The sequence below is a fragment of the Acinetobacter sp. Swhac1 genome, from assembly GCF_013390985.1.
Classification (GTDB): domain Bacteria; phylum Pseudomonadota; class Gammaproteobacteria; order Pseudomonadales; family Moraxellaceae; genus Acinetobacter; species Acinetobacter towneri.
Genome location: NZ_JACASN010000015.1, coordinates 38,804 through 55,428 on the forward strand (window position 1 = coordinate 38,804; position 16,625 = coordinate 55,428).

General features: G+C 37.0%; 17 protein-coding genes. 12 read left to right on the forward strand and 5 right to left on the reverse strand.

From position 1 onward, the window contains the following. Positions 1 to 93: 93 nt before the first annotated feature. Positions 94 to 1,011, reverse strand: a complete 918-nt coding sequence (locus tag HX743_RS09235; protein WP_104851971.1) for a LysR family transcriptional regulator — start codon at positions 1,009 to 1,011, stop codon at positions 94 to 96. 93 nt (positions 1,012 to 1,104) lie between these two features. Here HX743_RS09235 and HX743_RS09240 point away from each other — a divergent pair, with 93 nt between their 5' ends. From HX743_RS09240 to HX743_RS09260, 5 genes are all read left to right on the forward strand, one after another. Next, a complete protein-coding gene (locus HX743_RS09240) occupies positions 1,105 to 2,346 on the forward strand; it encodes an acyl-CoA dehydrogenase family protein (protein ID WP_004973568.1) in 1,242 nt (413 codons plus the stop codon). 130 nt (positions 2,347 to 2,476) lie between these two features. Next, positions 2,477 to 3,598: a phosphotransferase family protein gene (locus tag HX743_RS09245; protein WP_004973572.1), complete on the forward strand. Its 1,122-nt coding sequence runs from the start codon at positions 2,477 to 2,479 to the stop codon at positions 3,596 to 3,598. Then, positions 3,595 to 4,293 (forward strand): histidine phosphatase family protein, encoded by a 699-nt coding sequence (locus HX743_RS09250; RefSeq protein WP_004973573.1) that lies wholly within the window; start codon positions 3,595 to 3,597, stop codon positions 4,291 to 4,293. The genes HX743_RS09245 and HX743_RS09250 overlap by 4 nt, the downstream gene beginning before the upstream one ends. A 10-nt stretch (positions 4,294 to 4,303) precedes the next feature. Continuing rightward, positions 4,304 to 5,047 carry an SDR family oxidoreductase gene (locus tag HX743_RS09255; protein ID WP_004973576.1) on the forward strand — a complete coding sequence of 248 codons (744 nt, stop codon included), beginning with the start codon at positions 4,304 to 4,306 and terminating at the stop codon, positions 5,045 to 5,047. A 163-nt stretch (positions 5,048 to 5,210) separates the two neighbouring features. Continuing rightward, a complete protein-coding gene (locus tag HX743_RS09260) occupies positions 5,211 to 5,921 on the forward strand; it encodes an SGNH/GDSL hydrolase family protein (RefSeq protein ID WP_096902562.1) in 711 nt (236 codons plus the stop codon). A gap of 84 nt (positions 5,922 to 6,005) precedes the next feature. On the opposite strand, the gene HX743_RS09265 is transcribed toward HX743_RS09260, so the two are convergent. Beyond that, the gene (locus HX743_RS09265; RefSeq protein WP_178319056.1) at positions 6,006 to 6,599 is read right to left on the reverse strand and encodes a hypothetical protein; all 594 of its coding nucleotides are present in this window, start codon (positions 6,597 to 6,599) and stop codon (positions 6,006 to 6,008) included. Between the two features lie 153 nt (positions 6,600 to 6,752). Here HX743_RS09265 and HX743_RS09270 point away from each other — a divergent pair, with 153 nt between their 5' ends. After that, positions 6,753 to 7,118 (forward strand): hypothetical protein, encoded by a 366-nt coding sequence (locus HX743_RS09270; protein WP_178319057.1) that lies wholly within the window; start codon positions 6,753 to 6,755, stop codon positions 7,116 to 7,118. 41 nt (positions 7,119 to 7,159) lie between these two features. On the opposite strand, the gene HX743_RS09275 is transcribed toward HX743_RS09270, so the two are convergent. Further along, positions 7,160 to 7,555 (reverse strand): hypothetical protein, encoded by a 396-nt coding sequence (locus tag HX743_RS09275; RefSeq protein WP_178319058.1) that lies wholly within the window; start codon positions 7,553 to 7,555, stop codon positions 7,160 to 7,162. A gap of 429 nt (positions 7,556 to 7,984) precedes the next feature. Next, the gene (locus HX743_RS09280) at positions 7,985 to 8,239 is read right to left on the reverse strand and encodes a metal-sensing transcriptional repressor (protein WP_131261389.1); all 255 of its coding nucleotides are present in this window, start codon (positions 8,237 to 8,239) and stop codon (positions 7,985 to 7,987) included. 523 nt (positions 8,240 to 8,762) lie between these two features. Here HX743_RS09280 and HX743_RS09285 point away from each other — a divergent pair. The 4 genes from HX743_RS09285 (at position 8,763) to HX743_RS09300 (ending at position 12,066) form a co-directional block, all read left to right on the forward strand. After that, positions 8,763 to 9,644, forward strand: a complete 882-nt coding sequence (locus tag HX743_RS09285; protein ID WP_178319059.1) for an AAA family ATPase — start codon at positions 8,763 to 8,765, stop codon at positions 9,642 to 9,644. Between the two features lie 38 nt (positions 9,645 to 9,682). Next, complete coding sequence (locus HX743_RS09290; protein ID WP_372238846.1) at positions 9,683 to 10,039, forward strand: AAA family ATPase; 357 nt, start codon at positions 9,683 to 9,685, stop codon at positions 10,037 to 10,039. Further along, positions 10,036 to 11,091 carry a hypothetical protein gene (locus HX743_RS09295; protein ID WP_178319060.1) on the forward strand — a complete coding sequence of 352 codons (1,056 nt, stop codon included), beginning with the start codon at positions 10,036 to 10,038 and terminating at the stop codon, positions 11,089 to 11,091. Before HX743_RS09290 ends, HX743_RS09295 begins: the two co-directional genes overlap by 4 nt. Positions 11,092 to 11,481: 390 nt before the next feature. Beyond that, complete coding sequence (locus HX743_RS09300; protein WP_178319061.1) at positions 11,482 to 12,066, forward strand: uracil-DNA glycosylase family protein; 585 nt, start codon at positions 11,482 to 11,484, stop codon at positions 12,064 to 12,066. A gap of 78 nt (positions 12,067 to 12,144) precedes the next feature. Here HX743_RS09300 and HX743_RS09305 read toward each other — a convergent pair whose 3' ends face one another. Next, positions 12,145 to 13,668: a phospholipase D family protein gene (locus HX743_RS09305; protein WP_178319070.1), complete on the reverse strand. Its 1,524-nt coding sequence runs from the start codon at positions 13,666 to 13,668 to the stop codon at positions 12,145 to 12,147. Positions 13,669 to 13,905: 237 nt separating this feature from the next. Here HX743_RS09305 and HX743_RS09310 point away from each other — a divergent pair, with 237 nt between their 5' ends. Together HX743_RS09310 and HX743_RS09315 are read left to right on the forward strand one after the other, a co-directional pair. Further along, entirely contained in the window at positions 13,906 to 15,021 is a 1,116-nt protein-coding gene (locus HX743_RS09310; RefSeq protein ID WP_004973720.1) for an S-(hydroxymethyl)glutathione dehydrogenase/class III alcohol dehydrogenase, read from the forward strand. 517 nt (positions 15,022 to 15,538) lie between these two features. Continuing rightward, the gene (locus tag HX743_RS09315) at positions 15,539 to 16,597 is read left to right on the forward strand and encodes a 3-deoxy-7-phosphoheptulonate synthase (RefSeq protein WP_178319062.1); all 1,059 of its coding nucleotides are present in this window, start codon (positions 15,539 to 15,541) and stop codon (positions 16,595 to 16,597) included. Positions 16,598 to 16,625: the final 28 nt, after the last annotated feature.

A 16,625-nucleotide genomic window follows, 5' to 3' on the forward strand; every position in this document is an offset into this window, starting at 1 on the left:
TATTAAAAAGCTGTCTCGGCGGCTTTTATTTTTTATAGAATCATACAAGACGATTAGCAACCACTTGCAAATTCAAGATTAATTCAAAATAGCCTAAGCAAAGATTTTAGAAATTTCCTCTCTTAAGAAATAATGCCTTGAATTTTCCTGTAAATCTTTATGCCAATACATCCCCATATTAATTACAGGCAAGTCTACAGGCACATCAAAAATATTCAATTTTTGGCTCATATTCAAATGCTTTAAAATCATTTTAGGAATAGTTAGTATGGCTTGAGGATGCTGCTGTAAAATCTGTAACGCCGTAGAATAGTGCTGACAACGTAAAAAAACCTGCCGTGATAATTGCTTTTGATGCAAATAAATATCTTCTAGCAACATACCAGTACGCCGTGATGAAACCCCAATATGTGCAGAAGATAAATAAAGTGCAGTATTCATTTCTTGTTGTGAACTACAGACCACAAATTGGTCTTGAACTAAGGATTGAAACTGAATTTTATCGCCAAAGTTTTGTTCTAAATCAATTACAAAATCAATTTGTTGTGTTGCTAAATCTGCCAAAACCGTTTTGCGGTCTAATTTGTGGCTCAGAAATTGAATATCCAAGTTCAACTTTTGAAAATGCGCCACCAATTTAGGAAAAATAATCGGTTCAATTTCATCATGGATAGCAATTTTGAGCGATTGCAACATATTCGGCTCAAATTGCTGTTTCTGTATTGCAATACTTTGAATCGCCAACAAGGCATTTTTAATAGTCGGATAAATTTGCTCGGCAAAAGGCGTAGGCAGCATTTTATTGCCACTTCGCACCAGTAAATCATCTTGTAAATGTTGTCTTAAACGCTGCAAAGCATGACTGGCGGCAGATTGGCTAATACACAAAATTTGTGCAGCTTTGGAAATACTGCGCTGCTCATAAATTGCAACAAACATCGGGTATAAATTGATGTCTAAACGATGAAAAACGGTAAGATCAACTTTTGCATTGTTATGAACATGATTCATAGTGTTTTATTGAATTAAATCATTTTGTTCATATTACTTTTCAAGTTAAGGTGTTGTAAAGCAATGAATACAATATTTTAAGGGATTTGAACCATGTTTGAGCTATCTGCACGCGCCAAAGACTATATAGAACGTACCAAAGCCTTTATTGCCAAAGAAATTGAGCCGATTGAAGCTGAATTCTGGGCAGAAGTTCACGAATTAAATCAGGGTGGTGACTGGACTAAATGGCAATGGCCAGCACAATTAGAACAATTAAAAGCCAAAGCCAAAGCTGCAGGTTTATGGAATATGTTTTTACCTTGTCCAGAATTAGGACAAGGTTTGTCGGTACAAGAATATGCACACATTGCAGAGTTGAGTGGACGCAGTTTGATTGCGCCAACCGTATTTAACTGTAATGCACCCGACAGCGGCAACATGGAAGTTTTATGGCGCTATGGTTCTGAAGCACAAAAGGCAGAATGGCTGACACCGCTGCTTGAAGGTAAAATTCGTTCTGTGTTTTGTATGACTGAACCTGCAGTGGCTTCAAGTGATGCGACCAATATGCAGGCAACAGCAGTCGTAGACGGCGATGAAATTGTCTTGAATGGTCGTAAATGGTGGTCTTCAGGTTTGGGCGATCCAAATGCCAAAATTATTATTTTTATGGCGCATACACCCGATGAAACCAAAGACCGTCATCATCAACACTCTATGGTTTTAGTCCCTGTGGATACTGCGGGCGTTAAAATTCAACGCATGTTACCTGTATTTGGTGATTACGACGCGCCACACGGTCATGGCGAAGTCAGTTTTGATAACGTGCGTGTGCCTGTTGCCAACTTTATTGGCGGTGCAGGACAAGGTTTTGAAATTGCACAAGGTCGTTTAGGTCCGGGGCGTATTCACCATTGTATGCGTTGTATTGGTGCAGCCGAAAAATCTTTGGAGTTGATGATTGACCGTGGCATGAGTCGTACCGCATTTGGCAAGGAAATTCTGAAACTCGGTGGCAATTTGGAGCGTGTAGCGGAAGCACGTGTGGCGATTGACCAAGCACGTTTATTAACTCTCTATGCAGCCTATAAAATGGATACTTTAGGCAATATGGCAGCACTTACCGAAATTTCTGCCATTAAAGTGGTTGCACCAAGTGTCTTGGAAAAAGTAGTTGATATGGCGATGCAGATTCATGGTGGTGCAGGCGTATCTAGAGATACACCGTTGACAGGTTTCTTTGCCCAAGCGCGTAGTTTACGTCTTGCCGATGGACCAGACGAAGTACACAAAGGCATGATTGCCAAACTTGAGTTGGCTAAACGTGGTTATCGTAGCAGCCGCAAAAAATAAGTCAGTTGCGAATTTTTTATTGTGTCGCTTGGTAGTGTATTCGGCAATATTTCTGATATTGCCGATACATCTCAAGAGAACACGGAAAATCTATGTTAGATTAAAAAAATTGGAAAATTAGGGAAAAATAATGTCAGTTATTGATGTAGGCGGCACAGTACGCGAAGGCGAAGAACTCGATATTCAGGCAGTGACAGCATGGTTAAAACAACAAAATGTCGATGTCGTAGAACCTGTAGAAGTCACACAATATTCAGGCGGTGCATCGAACTGGACATATCGCCTTAAGTACAGCAATGCTGATTTAATTTTGCGTCGTCCGCCCAAAGGTACTAAAGCTAAATCTGCACATGACATGGCGCGTGAATATCATGTGCAAAAGAATTTAGCCCCGTTTTATCCTGTGTTACCTGAAATGGTGGCGTTGTGTCAGGATGAAGCTGTAATTGGCTGCGATTTTTACGTGATGCAACGTATTGAAGGCATTATCCCACGTGCAAAATTGCCACCAGAGCTTGATTTTAGCGAAACTCAAGTACATGAACTTTGTGTAAATGTCATTGATAAACTGATTGAGCTGCATCAAGTACCTTATGCAGGAACTGAGCTAGAAAAATTAGGGAAAGGTGATGGTTATTGCCGACGTCAGGTAGAAGGTTGGGATGCACGCTATGCCAAAGCACATACCATCAACGTGCCATCTTTTAAATATGTGCGTAAATGGTTGTTAGACCATATTCCTGCAGATTCAAAAACCTGCATTATTCATAACGACTGGCGTTTTGATAATGTGATTTTAGACCCGAAACATCCGACTCAAGTGATTGGCGTTTTGGACTGGGAAATGGCAACACTGGGCGATCCACTCATGGATTTAGGCTCGGCTTTGGCATATTGGGTTGAAGATACCGATAATCAAATTTTTAAAGCCACCCGTCGTCAACCAACGCACTTAAAAGGCATGTTCACACGTCAGCAAGTGGTGGACTATTATTTGCAAAAAACAGGCTTGAGCACCGATAACTGGACATTCTATGAAGTGTTTGGAATTTTCCGTTTAGCGGTGATCGCCCAGCAAATTTATTATCGTTATTTCCACAAGCAAACCAATAATCCTGCATTTAAGGATTTCTGGATTGTCATTCATGCTTTGCATATTCGTGCCTTAAAGTTAATTGGTTTACAAAAACTGGAAGCAAATGAACTAGCACAAAAATATATCGCCAAATTTAAGGAATTGATGCCGAAATGACCACCATTTATTTAATTCGTCATGGGCAAGCATCTTTTGGGGCAGAAAGTTATGATCAACTTTCGCCTAATGGTGAGTTACAAGCCAAATTGCTCGGACGTTATTTTGATCGCATTTTAAAAGAAGCACCCTATGTGGTGGCTGGTTCAATGCAGCGCCATCAGCAAACTGCACAACTGGCTTTGGCAGAATGTTTTCCTGAGGTCGAAATTCATACCGACAGTGCATGGAACGAGTTTAATCATCAACAGGTTTTCGCGCAGTATGAACCGCGTTTTAATCAACCTGAATTGATGAAAGAAGATGTCGCCAAAGAGGTCAATCCTCGTGCATATTTGGCAAAAATTTTTGAAGGTGCGATAGAACGCTGGACGGGCGGTGAATATCACCATGAATATGAAGAATCTTGGCCGCATTTTAAACAGCGTGTCGAAGATGCATTGCAGCATTTATGTGATGACTTAGCCCAAAAACAACCACGATATGCTGTGGTATTTACTTCTGGTGGTGTGATTTCTGTGGCTGCAGGTAAAATTTTAGGCTTAACGCCCAATAAAACCTTTGCATTGAACTGGGCAATTACTAACTCAAGTATCACCACTTTACGTTTGGTCGGCAGTGAACCACAACTGTTAAGCTTGAATGAACATCATTTTATTAAAGCTGAAAACTCAAATTTATTGACTTGGATTTAAGGATCAAACCATGACAAAAACAATTCTAATTACAGGTGCAAGTTCAGGTATTGGTGCGGGTATGGCACGTGAATTTGCTCAAATGGGTTATAACCTTGCAATTTGCGCCCGACGTTTAGAGCGTTTGGAAACGCTGAAACAAGAACTGGAAAGCCAGTTTGGTATTCGTGTTATTGCAAAAACGCTGGATGTCACCAATTATGATCAGGTGTTTCAGGTGTTTCGTGAATTTAAACAAGATTTTGGACAAATTGACCGCATTATTGTCAATGCAGGCGTGGGCGAAGGACGTCGCATTGGTAAAGGTAATTTTGCCATCAACAAAGCCACAGTAGAAACCAACTTTATTTCAGCTTTGGCGCAGTGTGAAGCCGCGGTTGAAATTTTCCGTGAGCAAAACTCAGGGCATTTGGTGATGATTTCATCTATGAGTGCCATTCGTGGTATGCCAAAACATCTTACTGCTTACGGTGCAAGTAAAGCTGCAGTAGCACATTTAGCAGAAGGAATTCGTGCAGAATTAATTGATACACCTATTCAAGTTACGACTATTTTCCCTGGTTATATTCGTACCGAAATCAACGAAGGTGCAAAAAAACTGCCTTTTGAAGTTGATGAAAAAACAGGTTCACGCTTACTTGCTGCAGAAATTGAAAAAGCGCCAATTAAAGCCTATGTACCTAAATGGCCATGGTTGCCATTGGGCTTAGCTATGAAAGTTTTACCATTAAAATTGGTCAATAAACTCGGCTAAATAGCAGCGATATCATAGTATTTGAATAGCATCCTGAAATTTAAAGCTGATGATGAATGCAATCACTTTTAAATGACACGATGCTATTTTTATATTTGAGTCTCTACTTTTGTTTGGGTTTAAAATTTGTATTTTCGGTTTTCGTATTTAAGAGTGAAATGTGATGTGGCTTAGAACAGCAACCCTTGCCTTAATTCCCGCTTTGGTGATTCAGGGAAGTCGTGTTAAAAAGAACACGATCCGATTGCCTGAAGCCGAAGGCGCACGAGAAGGTATTACAGGGCAAGGGCAAACGCTGTCATTATTGATTTTAGGCGATTCTGCCGCTGCAGGCGTTGGGGTAGCACATCAAAATGATGCGCTTTTAGGTGCGGTGATTTCTGCTTTGCAGCATCAGTACCAAGTACATTGGCGTTTAGAGGCGCAGTCTGGAGATACTACCTCACAAGTCATTCAAAAAACGAAAAAACTGGTAAATCAAAAATATGATGTTGTGGTTACTTCTGTTGGTGTCAACGATGTAACACGCTTAATGTCGGCACAGACTTGGATTAAACAACAGCAACATTTTTATCAACTTATTCAAGCGAAATTCCAACCTGAATTAATCATTGCTACGGGGGTTCCACCAATGCATTTATTTCCTGCATTACCTAATCCCTTGTCTTGGCTATTTGGACAATACGCAAAACAAATGAACTTACAATTAGAAAAAATGATTGCACAACAAGAAGATATGCAGTGGATTGAATATGATATTCGAAAATATCAATCCATGAATTTAGAAATGGCAAAAGATGGTTTTCATCCAAGTAAAGAAATTTACCAAATTTGGGGCAAAGAAGTCGCGGAGATGATTTTAGAACGGTTTTAGGTAGAATTCTTATGATGTAAAACTCGGTAATGCGTATAAGAAAGCCCGCTAATAGTGGGCTTTTGCTTAACTTAACTTTGCTTATTAATAGCTTGGAGCGGATATCCAAATCTTATTAGATATTACTTCAGAGCAAGGAGATGTGCTTGCTACAGGCGATTGACTTAACTTAATTAAAGTTGCTGCCTGTAGCTCCATTTCTTTTGCTTTGTCCATAGACAGACTTGAATACGCCAAAGCTACCGATGCACAATTTGCCCAAGTATGAACATTATCACTATCTGTTTCTGCAAGCTTAAAATATTTATCAGCGAGTGCTTTCATTTGATTGCTTTTACCATCATTTGAGGCTGATTGCACCTTTGGTGCTGAAGATTTCAAAGTTAGGATAGTCGACGAGTTTGGAACACCTGGTTTAAAAGCTTCTAAAGTTTTATCGTCCAACACGCGCATACCATAGGTGATATTGTTTGTAGGATTCGTAAAAATATAATCGCCAGAACTATTCTTTAGGTAGGTTGATGTCTTATTCGGCTCAACAATTACAAGTTTGTTTTCTTCAAATCTCGCATCAATTGAATAATATCCATTTTGAATGGAATATGTTCCATTAGTCGCAGCAAATGTACACATGGATATAAATGAAAACACGATTAGTCCAACTATATTTTTTTTCATTTTTGCGTCCCTTTATTGCAGTATTGTTCTTAAATTAATCTACGATCCTTTCAAAAGACATCCCAATATTGGGAGTATCCTTATTTAAATAGTCTTGCTATATATGAATTTTTAAGCAGCATTTCAGAGTTAATTTTTTAAGGGGAATTAAAGATGAAGACTTTAAAATTATTTGCAGCTATAACTATGTGTTTTTCAATTTTTGGATCCACGCAAGTAATAGCTGATGACTCTCCTAATACAGCACTTGCGGTTTGTTGGCAGACCAATTCAGGTAAATATCAATGTGATGGACCAACACAAAGACTATCAACCTCCTATACGACATTATCAGAAGCCTTGAGCTTATCTGGTTGTTCTACTGGAAGAGCGGTACAAACCAATTATCTGACACATGCAAGAACTGGCCGTCAGTATGCAACAGTTTACACCTGCAACTACACACTGAAACCAGGTAACACTGCCTCATATACTACCAACAGAGATGTGCGTGGTTGGTGGGATGGTATTATTTATTAATTTCTTTCTATTAAAAAAGCCCGCTGATTGCGGGCTTCTTTTTAACATTTTACAAGTTTTGTGCTAGCTAATGGCAATATGTACAATCCATTGCGCTCTTTGAAAAGCGTTACATTCATCAATACTGGTTTTTGTTGCTGATCACCATCTTCATCGTAATATGGCGCATACCATCCTGCAGTTGGTAGAGCTTTGTTGTGCATCCAGTCAGCTTCTATAAAAATAGGTTTAAATGTAAAGCTTGATTCCGCATAACTCCCCTCAATAAGCTTTGGAGTAACATTTACAAGGAGCATAAAGTCCCCGTTAGGCTCTTTAGTTTTGCATGTGCGGACGCTATCACCCCAGAGTCCAATATACTCATTTGGAATTGAATTAATTTCTTTTGCCGATGCCCAAGTAGAAAAGAAAAATAAAGCCAAGATAATGAATTTCATAATGTCTATTTATGTGATTAATGATCGCGTGAGAGTATACACCTTGTGGCTTGAATTATTGGAAATCTATAGTAATTCTAGAAGGAATGAACCGTACCAGGTTTGTCGGAGAGTCAATATTCTGAGAGACTATCCCGATGATAAGACCAAGTATCTCTTGGATCATGGCTACAAACCTGCAGATATTGATCGAATGAACCGCATGAAACATAACTCAAATCTACCCAAATAGATAAAGAATTACTTGGGGAAAATGATGTTTAAATTATTGTTGTCTATATTTGGACTAAACGGTGCTGTAGAAATAGGTTGTGAGATAGGTGAGGAGCAGATCGTAGCAAAACAAAATAAAGAATAAAAAATGCCCCCGCTAATGCTGGCTGTTCTTTATAAACTTACTCTTATTATTAGTTTGACCAAATGAGTTTTTTATAAGTACCTTTTACAAAGAGTTAAAAACTCTTCCAACTTTTCAGGGTCAGATTCTTCCGTATTTGCGAATACACGCTCTTTAAGATAAACCTCAATCAAGTGACGCATAAGCCCATTTAGTGCGCCGTCAACTGCTGCAACCTGCTGTAGAATTTCAGTACAAGTAGCATCACTATCCGCTAGGCGACTTTGAATCGCATTAATTTGCCCCTCAATTCTTCTCACTCTGGTTAAAGTGCTTTTAGATCTCATTTCAATTTATAAACTTAAGTATTATTAAACTATCTTTCAAGATATATAAAAATACCTAAAAGAAATATTGAAATTTGTTCAATTTGTGTTTAGAAATTTTAAATACACATAAAATACAAAGCTTTACACCCACCCATAAAGGTTAACTAAACCCACTTAAATTTACTAAACGGTTAATTTTTAGTTTATTTACAAAAAACAGAGTTCTTTTTACTGTGTAAAATGGATAGGGGGCTGTTTGGTTGACAAATTTGGATTTTAGTCCTTTCGGGTAATGTCTATGCGATTTGGCATGTTTGATGTTGACTATGTCATTTATATAGTTGGCGTAAAACGATGTAGCATTCAATAGGAGTTATGACAAGAGCAAAAAAATAATACTATGATTGAAATGATAACTTATTATATGATTGATAAATAATGACATTGACTCTCATTTGAGGTAAAGCATAATAGATCATCAAATCACTTGCCAAAACTTTGTGCATTGTGATTCGAGTATAATCAAATTGTGAGAATCATAATGATTTTTTTAAAAAATTCTAATTTTATTGGGGTGCACTCAGATAAAAGTGTTACTGAGATTTCTTATGCGAAAAGAATGACAATCCTTACTGGCTACAATGGTGCAGGTAAGTCGACAATACTTAATGGTATATTTTTGGCATTAGACGGTGTTGGTCAAAAAGTTCAGCGCCCACTCTTCTCAGCAAGAAAAGATTGGGGCGTTGAATTAACTTTATTAGATGATAAATTCTATGAAAATTATAAAGACTCTATTCCAGGTATTATCACCCCAAATAGCAAAGTAAAAATAACTATAAAAAATATTATTACAAAGCAATATGATTTTGAAAGTGTCCAACGAGTTTCACAAAAGGTTTCAGGTAAAGAAAACTTGGGTATCAAAGAGTATTATGATTATTTGGTAAAGGAGTTAAGCAGCAATCAAGAGTCAGCTAATATAACAAAAAAAGTTGCCAGAGAAGAAAACTCTACAAATATTTTTGCTATAAATGTAGGATTGGAAAAAACAGTGTATTCAGATGTATCACCCATTATGAATCAATACAATCAAGACTTAAAATCTAATATAAGAAAATTGTCTGCGGCATTTTATAAGGATGAGCAATTTTTTTATACAAGAGGTTTAAATACGCCTAATAATTTAAGTGACTTAGATGTTTTTTCACAAAACAATAATTTAGATAAATCAATTTTTTTACTTTTATCAGAATTTAGAAAATGTGTTATATCTAGTGATGACTCATTATCAGAAGATTTAGCAAATGAGTATTTAAAATCAAAAGAAGATTTTAACTATTTTGATAATAATGAAATTAAATCATTTTTTAATAATCTATTATCTAAAAAAGGTTTACAAAAGAAGCAAATTATTTTTTAGATAAAATAAATTTATTTTTTGAGCAAATCAATAAAAAAGTGCTTTTATCTGATGATGGTTTGATTTATTTTAAAGAAATAATACATAAAAGAAGTGGAGTGCAAGAGAAAGAGATACAGTGGTATGACTGTTCAAAAGGTGAAAAAAATCTAATTTGTTTACTATTAATAGTATTTTTATATAAAGACTCCAATACTATATTTATTTTTGATGAGCCAGATTTAGCTATGCATGTAGAGTGGCAGAGAATCTTGTTGAGCACTTTTCTAGAATTAGCGCCAAAATCTCAGTTCTTTATATCAACACACTCTCCAGCTCTAATTCCGCGCGATATAGAAGATGTTGGATTTATTAATGTTACAAAGTTAAAAAATAGCGTGGAGTTTGAAGAGTGAGTGACATAGCATTTGAAGAATCAAGTGAATATTATGAAAACTTTGATTACTTTACTGATCAAAAACACGTTAAAGTTTTAGTGGAAAATAAAAAAGACGTTCGGTTGTGGAGTGATGCATTTCCAGAGCAAGATAATTTGGTCTTTGATTTTGCTACCGCAATAGATATGTCAGATGAGTTAAGAATATTACCAGCTGAAGGTTGTAAGCAGTTAGAGAAAATAGGGCATTATAATTTGGGTAAATATCTCGTTGTCTGTAAATATAGTGATTATGACTATATTGTTTTTTTGATGAAAAAAGCCATTAATCCTGACCACGGTGAATATAAAAAATCAGATTATATTTTTGAAACCCTTGTACATTCTGTCGAAAGTATAGAATACCACAAACAGTTTGTTCAAAATTTCTTCGCAAAAAAGTTGTGCATTCATAAGTCCGTGATTTCAAACAATGCACCTTGGTTAGATAGGTTTTATGCTGAATTCTCAAAAATTTTGTATAAGCCGCTTTTGCAAGCTATTTTCCATGATTTTATTTTAAAAGATAAGAATAGGGATGCAAAGTATAGCTTAATATCACTTTATAGTATTTTACAGGATATTAATAAAATTAAGCCTAATAATATTAGTTTTTTTGACGAAAATTTCTTTTCTTGTAATGAATGGCTATCTCTAGTGCAGAAGTTACATTCTTTTGAAAATAATGTTTTACAGCATTTCACTCGCTTTAATGCAATCAAAGATTTTAATAAAGTCATTGATTATATGTGTGTTCAAAATATTAATGAATCAAACTGCTATATGTTTTTTAGAGGTCACAATTTAGAAAATTTGATAAAAGATTTGCTCGCAAAATATTTTTCTAAACTATATGATAACTACATTAATACTGAGTGTGATAAATTGTTTGACCAACAAAAAATAGATAAAAGGAAGGAGCTCTTTAAGAACAAAGGAACATTCGACATAAAAAATGAACAACGAAATATTGAACTTGTTGATCATTTTAATGAAACAGTAAAATCTATATCTATTATGTATGCACAATAAAAGTCATAGCAACTAAATTTGAAACATTAAGCTGTCTCTAAAAAAAGGCCCCCTTGAGGGGCTTTTTTATCCCTAAAACTTTAGGACATCAGGCAATGCCTACAGTCAGTAGTGACTTAATTTTTGCTATTTTTTTATGAAAATTCACCCATTTTTGCACCAAATTTTCATAATTTTATTTTGTCATAATGGTCAATGCGTTCTGTATTTTCCATAATAGTTTTGCAAAAGTTTTGCAGGAATTTTGCAGGAATTAATTAAAAAAGCATTTAATGGAATGGATTGTATCGTTGAGAAACCTGTAATTATGCTAAAATTTAATAAACAATCTTTTGATATTTAGTCAAAATTATTTTTTTAAATTGCATTATAACCAATTGATTTTAAACAATGTCAAAAATAGAAACCCATCCACTCGAACCCTTTTTACCAACCAATGCCAAGCTTTTAATGCTTGGGAGTTTTCCACCACCTAAAAGCCGTTGGAAAATGGATTTTTATTATCCGAATTATCAAAATGATATGTGGCGAATTTTGGGCTTATGCTTTTTTCAAGATAAAAACTACTTTTTAGATTTAGAAGCTAAAAATTTTCATCTTCATAAAATTATTGATTTTTTAAACACCACTGGCATTGCTATTTCAGATACGGCGCAGCAGGTGATTCGCTTAAAAGGCAATGCATCAGACAAATTTTTACAGATTGAAAAACCAATGGATATTGCAGCACTTTTAAGCAAGATACCTTTATGTCAAAGCATTATGACCACAGGCGATAAAGCGACTGATACACTCATGTTATCTATGCCTGAATCTGCCGAAAAACCTCAAATTGGGCAGGCGACACATTGCTATTTTGCCAAGCGTGAGCTGCGTTTATATCGGATGCCTTCATCTTCACGAGCCTATCCTTTAGCTTTAGAGAAAAAGGCAGAAGCGTATTTTAACTTATTTAAAGAAATAGGCTTACTATAAGTAACTTTAAATAATTGTACACAGTGATGGCAGAGAAAGAAAAATACGCTTCCATCAATTAATGTCTATCTATTGTCATTACATCATCCATTCAATAGGGAATAATGACACTGTTTTCATCATAAATCGCTGAAACTGTGTGGTTTCAGGATCATGGTGATACGTTTGAATACTGCCATCTGCCTGATGATCTAACCAAACAATTTGACCGTTTTCGTCTAATTGCAGTTCATACGCAATTTGTGGCAAATAACGGTCTAAAGATTGAGAAACATCGTTTTGCAATTGTTCAGACTCTAACACCAAGCCAACTTCGGTATTTAATTTTGCAGAACGAGGATCAAGGTTAAAAGAACCTACAAAGACCATGCCATCTATATCAAAGAATTTGGCATGTAAACTCGAGGCGTTTTTGCCTTTGGCAGGAATTACGTTACCCGTTGCAACTTCATACCAAGTACGCTTTTTTCGTTCAATATAAGGCTTAAATTCATATAAACGAATACCTGATTTAAGTAAATCTACGCGATACTGCTGATAAAATGCATGTACCAAAGGCACATCATTGGCTAAAAATGAATTGGTCAATACACGTATCTGTATTCCTTTTTCAGCCAGTTGAGTGAGTGTTTTAAGACCATCTTCTGTTGGGACAAAATAGGCAGAAACCAGTTCTAAATGTTGTTTGGGCTCACCCATTAACTTTAACATTTGTTTGTAAATCAGTTGCTCGCCTTGAGCTGTACCCCGAATTTTATTCGGAGAATCTGCCACAAAATGCGCACATACCCACTGTACAGGATGTTGTTCTAATTTGATGCTGACTTCTTCTTGCGCGTTAGCCACACGTTCACGAATTTTATCTTTATATTTGGCATTTAATTCATAGCGATTACGCAATTCTCTCAATTGCAACGCGTTGCCTGTGCCTAATAATTGCTTTACTGAATAGCTTAGTTCGTCATTCCAAAACTCTAAAAACACGGCATTGGCTTGGGGGACAGCACTGCCATAGAATAGAATATCCATATCAGTAAATTGAAAATTTTCACTGGCATCAAAATATTCACGGCTAATATTACGCCCACCTGTCACGGCAATCGCCCCATCGGCAATAATTAGTTTATTGTGCATACGGCGATTGATTTGTTTAAAACGAAACAAATAATCCATCACACGAAAATGCCGATATTTGTACGGATTGAAAATTTTTATTTCAAAATTAGGATGCTGAGCAAGCCGTTTTAAGGTTGGATCAAGTTGCGTACCATTTTGATCATCAATTAATAAACGAACTTTTACACCACGATCTGCTGCTTTGAGCAGTTCAGCCAACATCAACTGACCAATTAAATCATCTTCCCAAATGTAATATTGTAAATCTAAATGGTGCTGTGCTTTTTGAATCAAATATAAACGCGAGGCGATGCTACTAAAAGCATCATTTAGAGAAAGATACGCTGTTAAATTTTGGGATAAATGTGCATCAATTTCCTGACCATTCAGCCAATGATCTACATAATGCTCAACAGGGCTATCTTTGCTCGCTTGATTCATCGGTAAACTGCATCCTGTCAGTAAAATAGCGAAAAAAGCCAACATTCCAAGCCAGTAACAAGGTCTTTGGATCTTCATGATTATTCTTAAGTCATTCTGTATTTATACATGGAGATTATCCTCATGTTAATGCTTGAAACTCTGAATAGAAAGAGGGTATTGTGAGAGTCTGTTGATATTTTATAAATAGCTTGCGAGATATCTCTCTCACATCGCAAACATAGACGAATTGTCAGCAGCCCCTTATCATCTGTTAATGTATTTTTTAGGGATAATTTGCTCATGAAATCACGTGCAGCCGTCGCATTCGGCCCAGGTCAGCCGCTTGAAATTGTTGAAATTGATGTTGCACCGCCGCAGGCTGGAGAAGTCTTGGTCAAAATTACCCACACAGGGGTATGCCATACCGATGCATTTACCTTATCGGGTGAAGATCCTGAAGGTGTTTTCCCTGCAGTTCTTGGGCATGAAGGTGCAGGTATTGTGGTTGAAGTTGGTGAGGGTGTGACCAGTGTTCAACCAGGCGATCATGTGATTCCGCTTTACACAGCAGAATGTGGCGAATGTTTATTCTGTAAATCTGGTAAAACCAACCTATGCGTTTCCGTACGTGCGACACAAGGTAAAGGTTTAATGCCTGATGGCACGACACGTTTTTCTTATAATGGACAACCGATTTATCACTACATGGGCTGTTCAACCTTTAGTGAATATACGGTAGTTGCTGAAGTATCTTTAGCAAAAATTAATCCTGAAGCCAATCATGAGCAAGTTTGCTTATTAGGTTGCGGTGTTACAACTGGTTTAGGTGCAGTTAAAAATACTGCAAAAGTCCAAGAAGGCGATACCGTTGCGGTATTTGGCTTAGGTGGTATTGGTTTAGCAGTTGTGCAAGGTGCGCATAAAGCCAAAGCCAGCCGTATTATCGCCATTGATACCAACCCAGAGAAATTCAAATTGGCAGAACAATTTGGTGCAACCGAATTCTTAAATCCAAAAGATTATGACCGCCCAATTCAGGAAGTCATTGTTGAAAAAACAGGTTGGGGCGTAGATCATTCTTTTGAATGTATTGGAAATACCAATGTGATGCGTTCCGCTTTGGAATGTGCGCATCGTGGTTGGGGACAATCCATTATTATTGGTGTTGCAGGTGCAGGTCAGGAAATTTCAACTCGTCCATTCCAATTGGTGACAGGTCGTACTTGGAAAGGAACTGCGTTTGGTGGTGTAAAAGGTCGTTCGCAATTGCCAGGCATGGTTGAAGAAGCCATGAAGGGTGATATTCAACTCGAACCATTTGTAACGCACACCATGGGGCTAGACCAAATTAATGAAGCCTTTGATTTAATGCATGAGGGTAAATCTATTCGTAGTGTGATTCATTTTGATCAATGATGAGTAACGCGCTTAAATAAAGACCCAACAAAAACCAAGCTTCGGCTTGGTTTTTTTAACCCCTGGATTCGCTAAAACAGCAGCTTAATTTTAATAAATACATCCAATAAAAATTATTTTACAAAAAGGATTGCCAAACGGAACAATACAGCGTATTTTAATTTTAACAGCTCATTTTTTGATGAAAACAAGATGTTAAAGCAACCTTTAATCGCAAACGCTTACTATTACTTTTGGCAGTTTCAATGATTGCCTGAGTCGCGTTCGGGCAAAAGGTTGCCCACCAGTTGATACCTGATCGGCAACCCTGATCAGGTTTTTTTATGTCTGGTGTTTTGAATTTTATAGGTTTTTCGGAGATTTAATCATGTACAACGTTAATTATTCATACTTTAGCAACTTTTATTGGTTTTACTTTAGTCAATCTATGACTCAAACCTTGCAATCCATTAGACCCATAACGCTGAAATAAATGATCGGACTGTAAAAAAGAGAAACAGTCCAAAGGAACAGACCAATGAATGCTTTAAATACTGCTTTACAACAACAGACCAACAATACTGAAATTAGTTTAAGTTTACCGCATCAACTCAAAGCGCAACTCCCACTTTCATGTGCGCTAAAACAACAAATCGCACAACATCGACAGATTATTCAGAACATTTTAGCGGGCACAGACCCTCGCTTATTGGTCATTACAGGACCTTGTTCAATTCATGATCCGCAAGCAGCACTCGAATACGCAGAAAAATTAAAACAATTACAAAGCCAAGTTTCAGATCAAATTTTCTTGGTGATGCGCGCCTATATCGAAAAGCCACGTACTACGGTAGGCTGGAAAGGCTTTTTGTATGACCCAGACTTAGATGGCTCTGCAAACATGCAATTAGGCTTAGAAAAATCACGTGAACTGTATCTACAAATTATAGAAATGGGTTTACCAATTGCTTCTGAAATTTTAAGCCCAATGGCAACGGGATATTTTGATGATGTACTGGCTTGGGGTGCAATTGGCGCACGTACCAGTGAATCACAAATTCACCGTGAAATTTCTAGCGCCATGCCGTATAGCATTGGTTTCAAAAACGGAACTGATGGCTCAATTCAAATTGCATTAGATGCAATTCAATCGGCAAGTCATCCACATCAATTCATGGGAATGAGCCAGTCGGGTTTACCTGCTATTTTGTCATCACAAGGTAATCCACACGCGCATTTAATTTTACGTGGCGCAAATTCAGGGCCAAATTATCAATTGGCAGAAATTGAGAAAATTCAGCACAAAGCCAAAGGGCAGTTGCCTGCATTGATTATTGACTGTAGTCACGGTAACAGCCATAAAGACCCACAACAACAACCGCAAGTCTTGCGTACCATTGTGGCAGAACGTGAACAGACGCAAGTCCGTGGCATCATGTTAGAAAGTCATTTGGTGGATGGAAATCAAAAGATTTCTTGCGAGATGACTTATGGTCAATCTGTTACCGATGGCTGCTTGGGTTGGGATAAGACTGAACAACTGCTTATTGAGGTCGCTGAAAGCTTAAATCGTCAGGTTTTGGCTAAAACTGCATAAAAAATAAAACTCCAGAAACCCAAAAAAC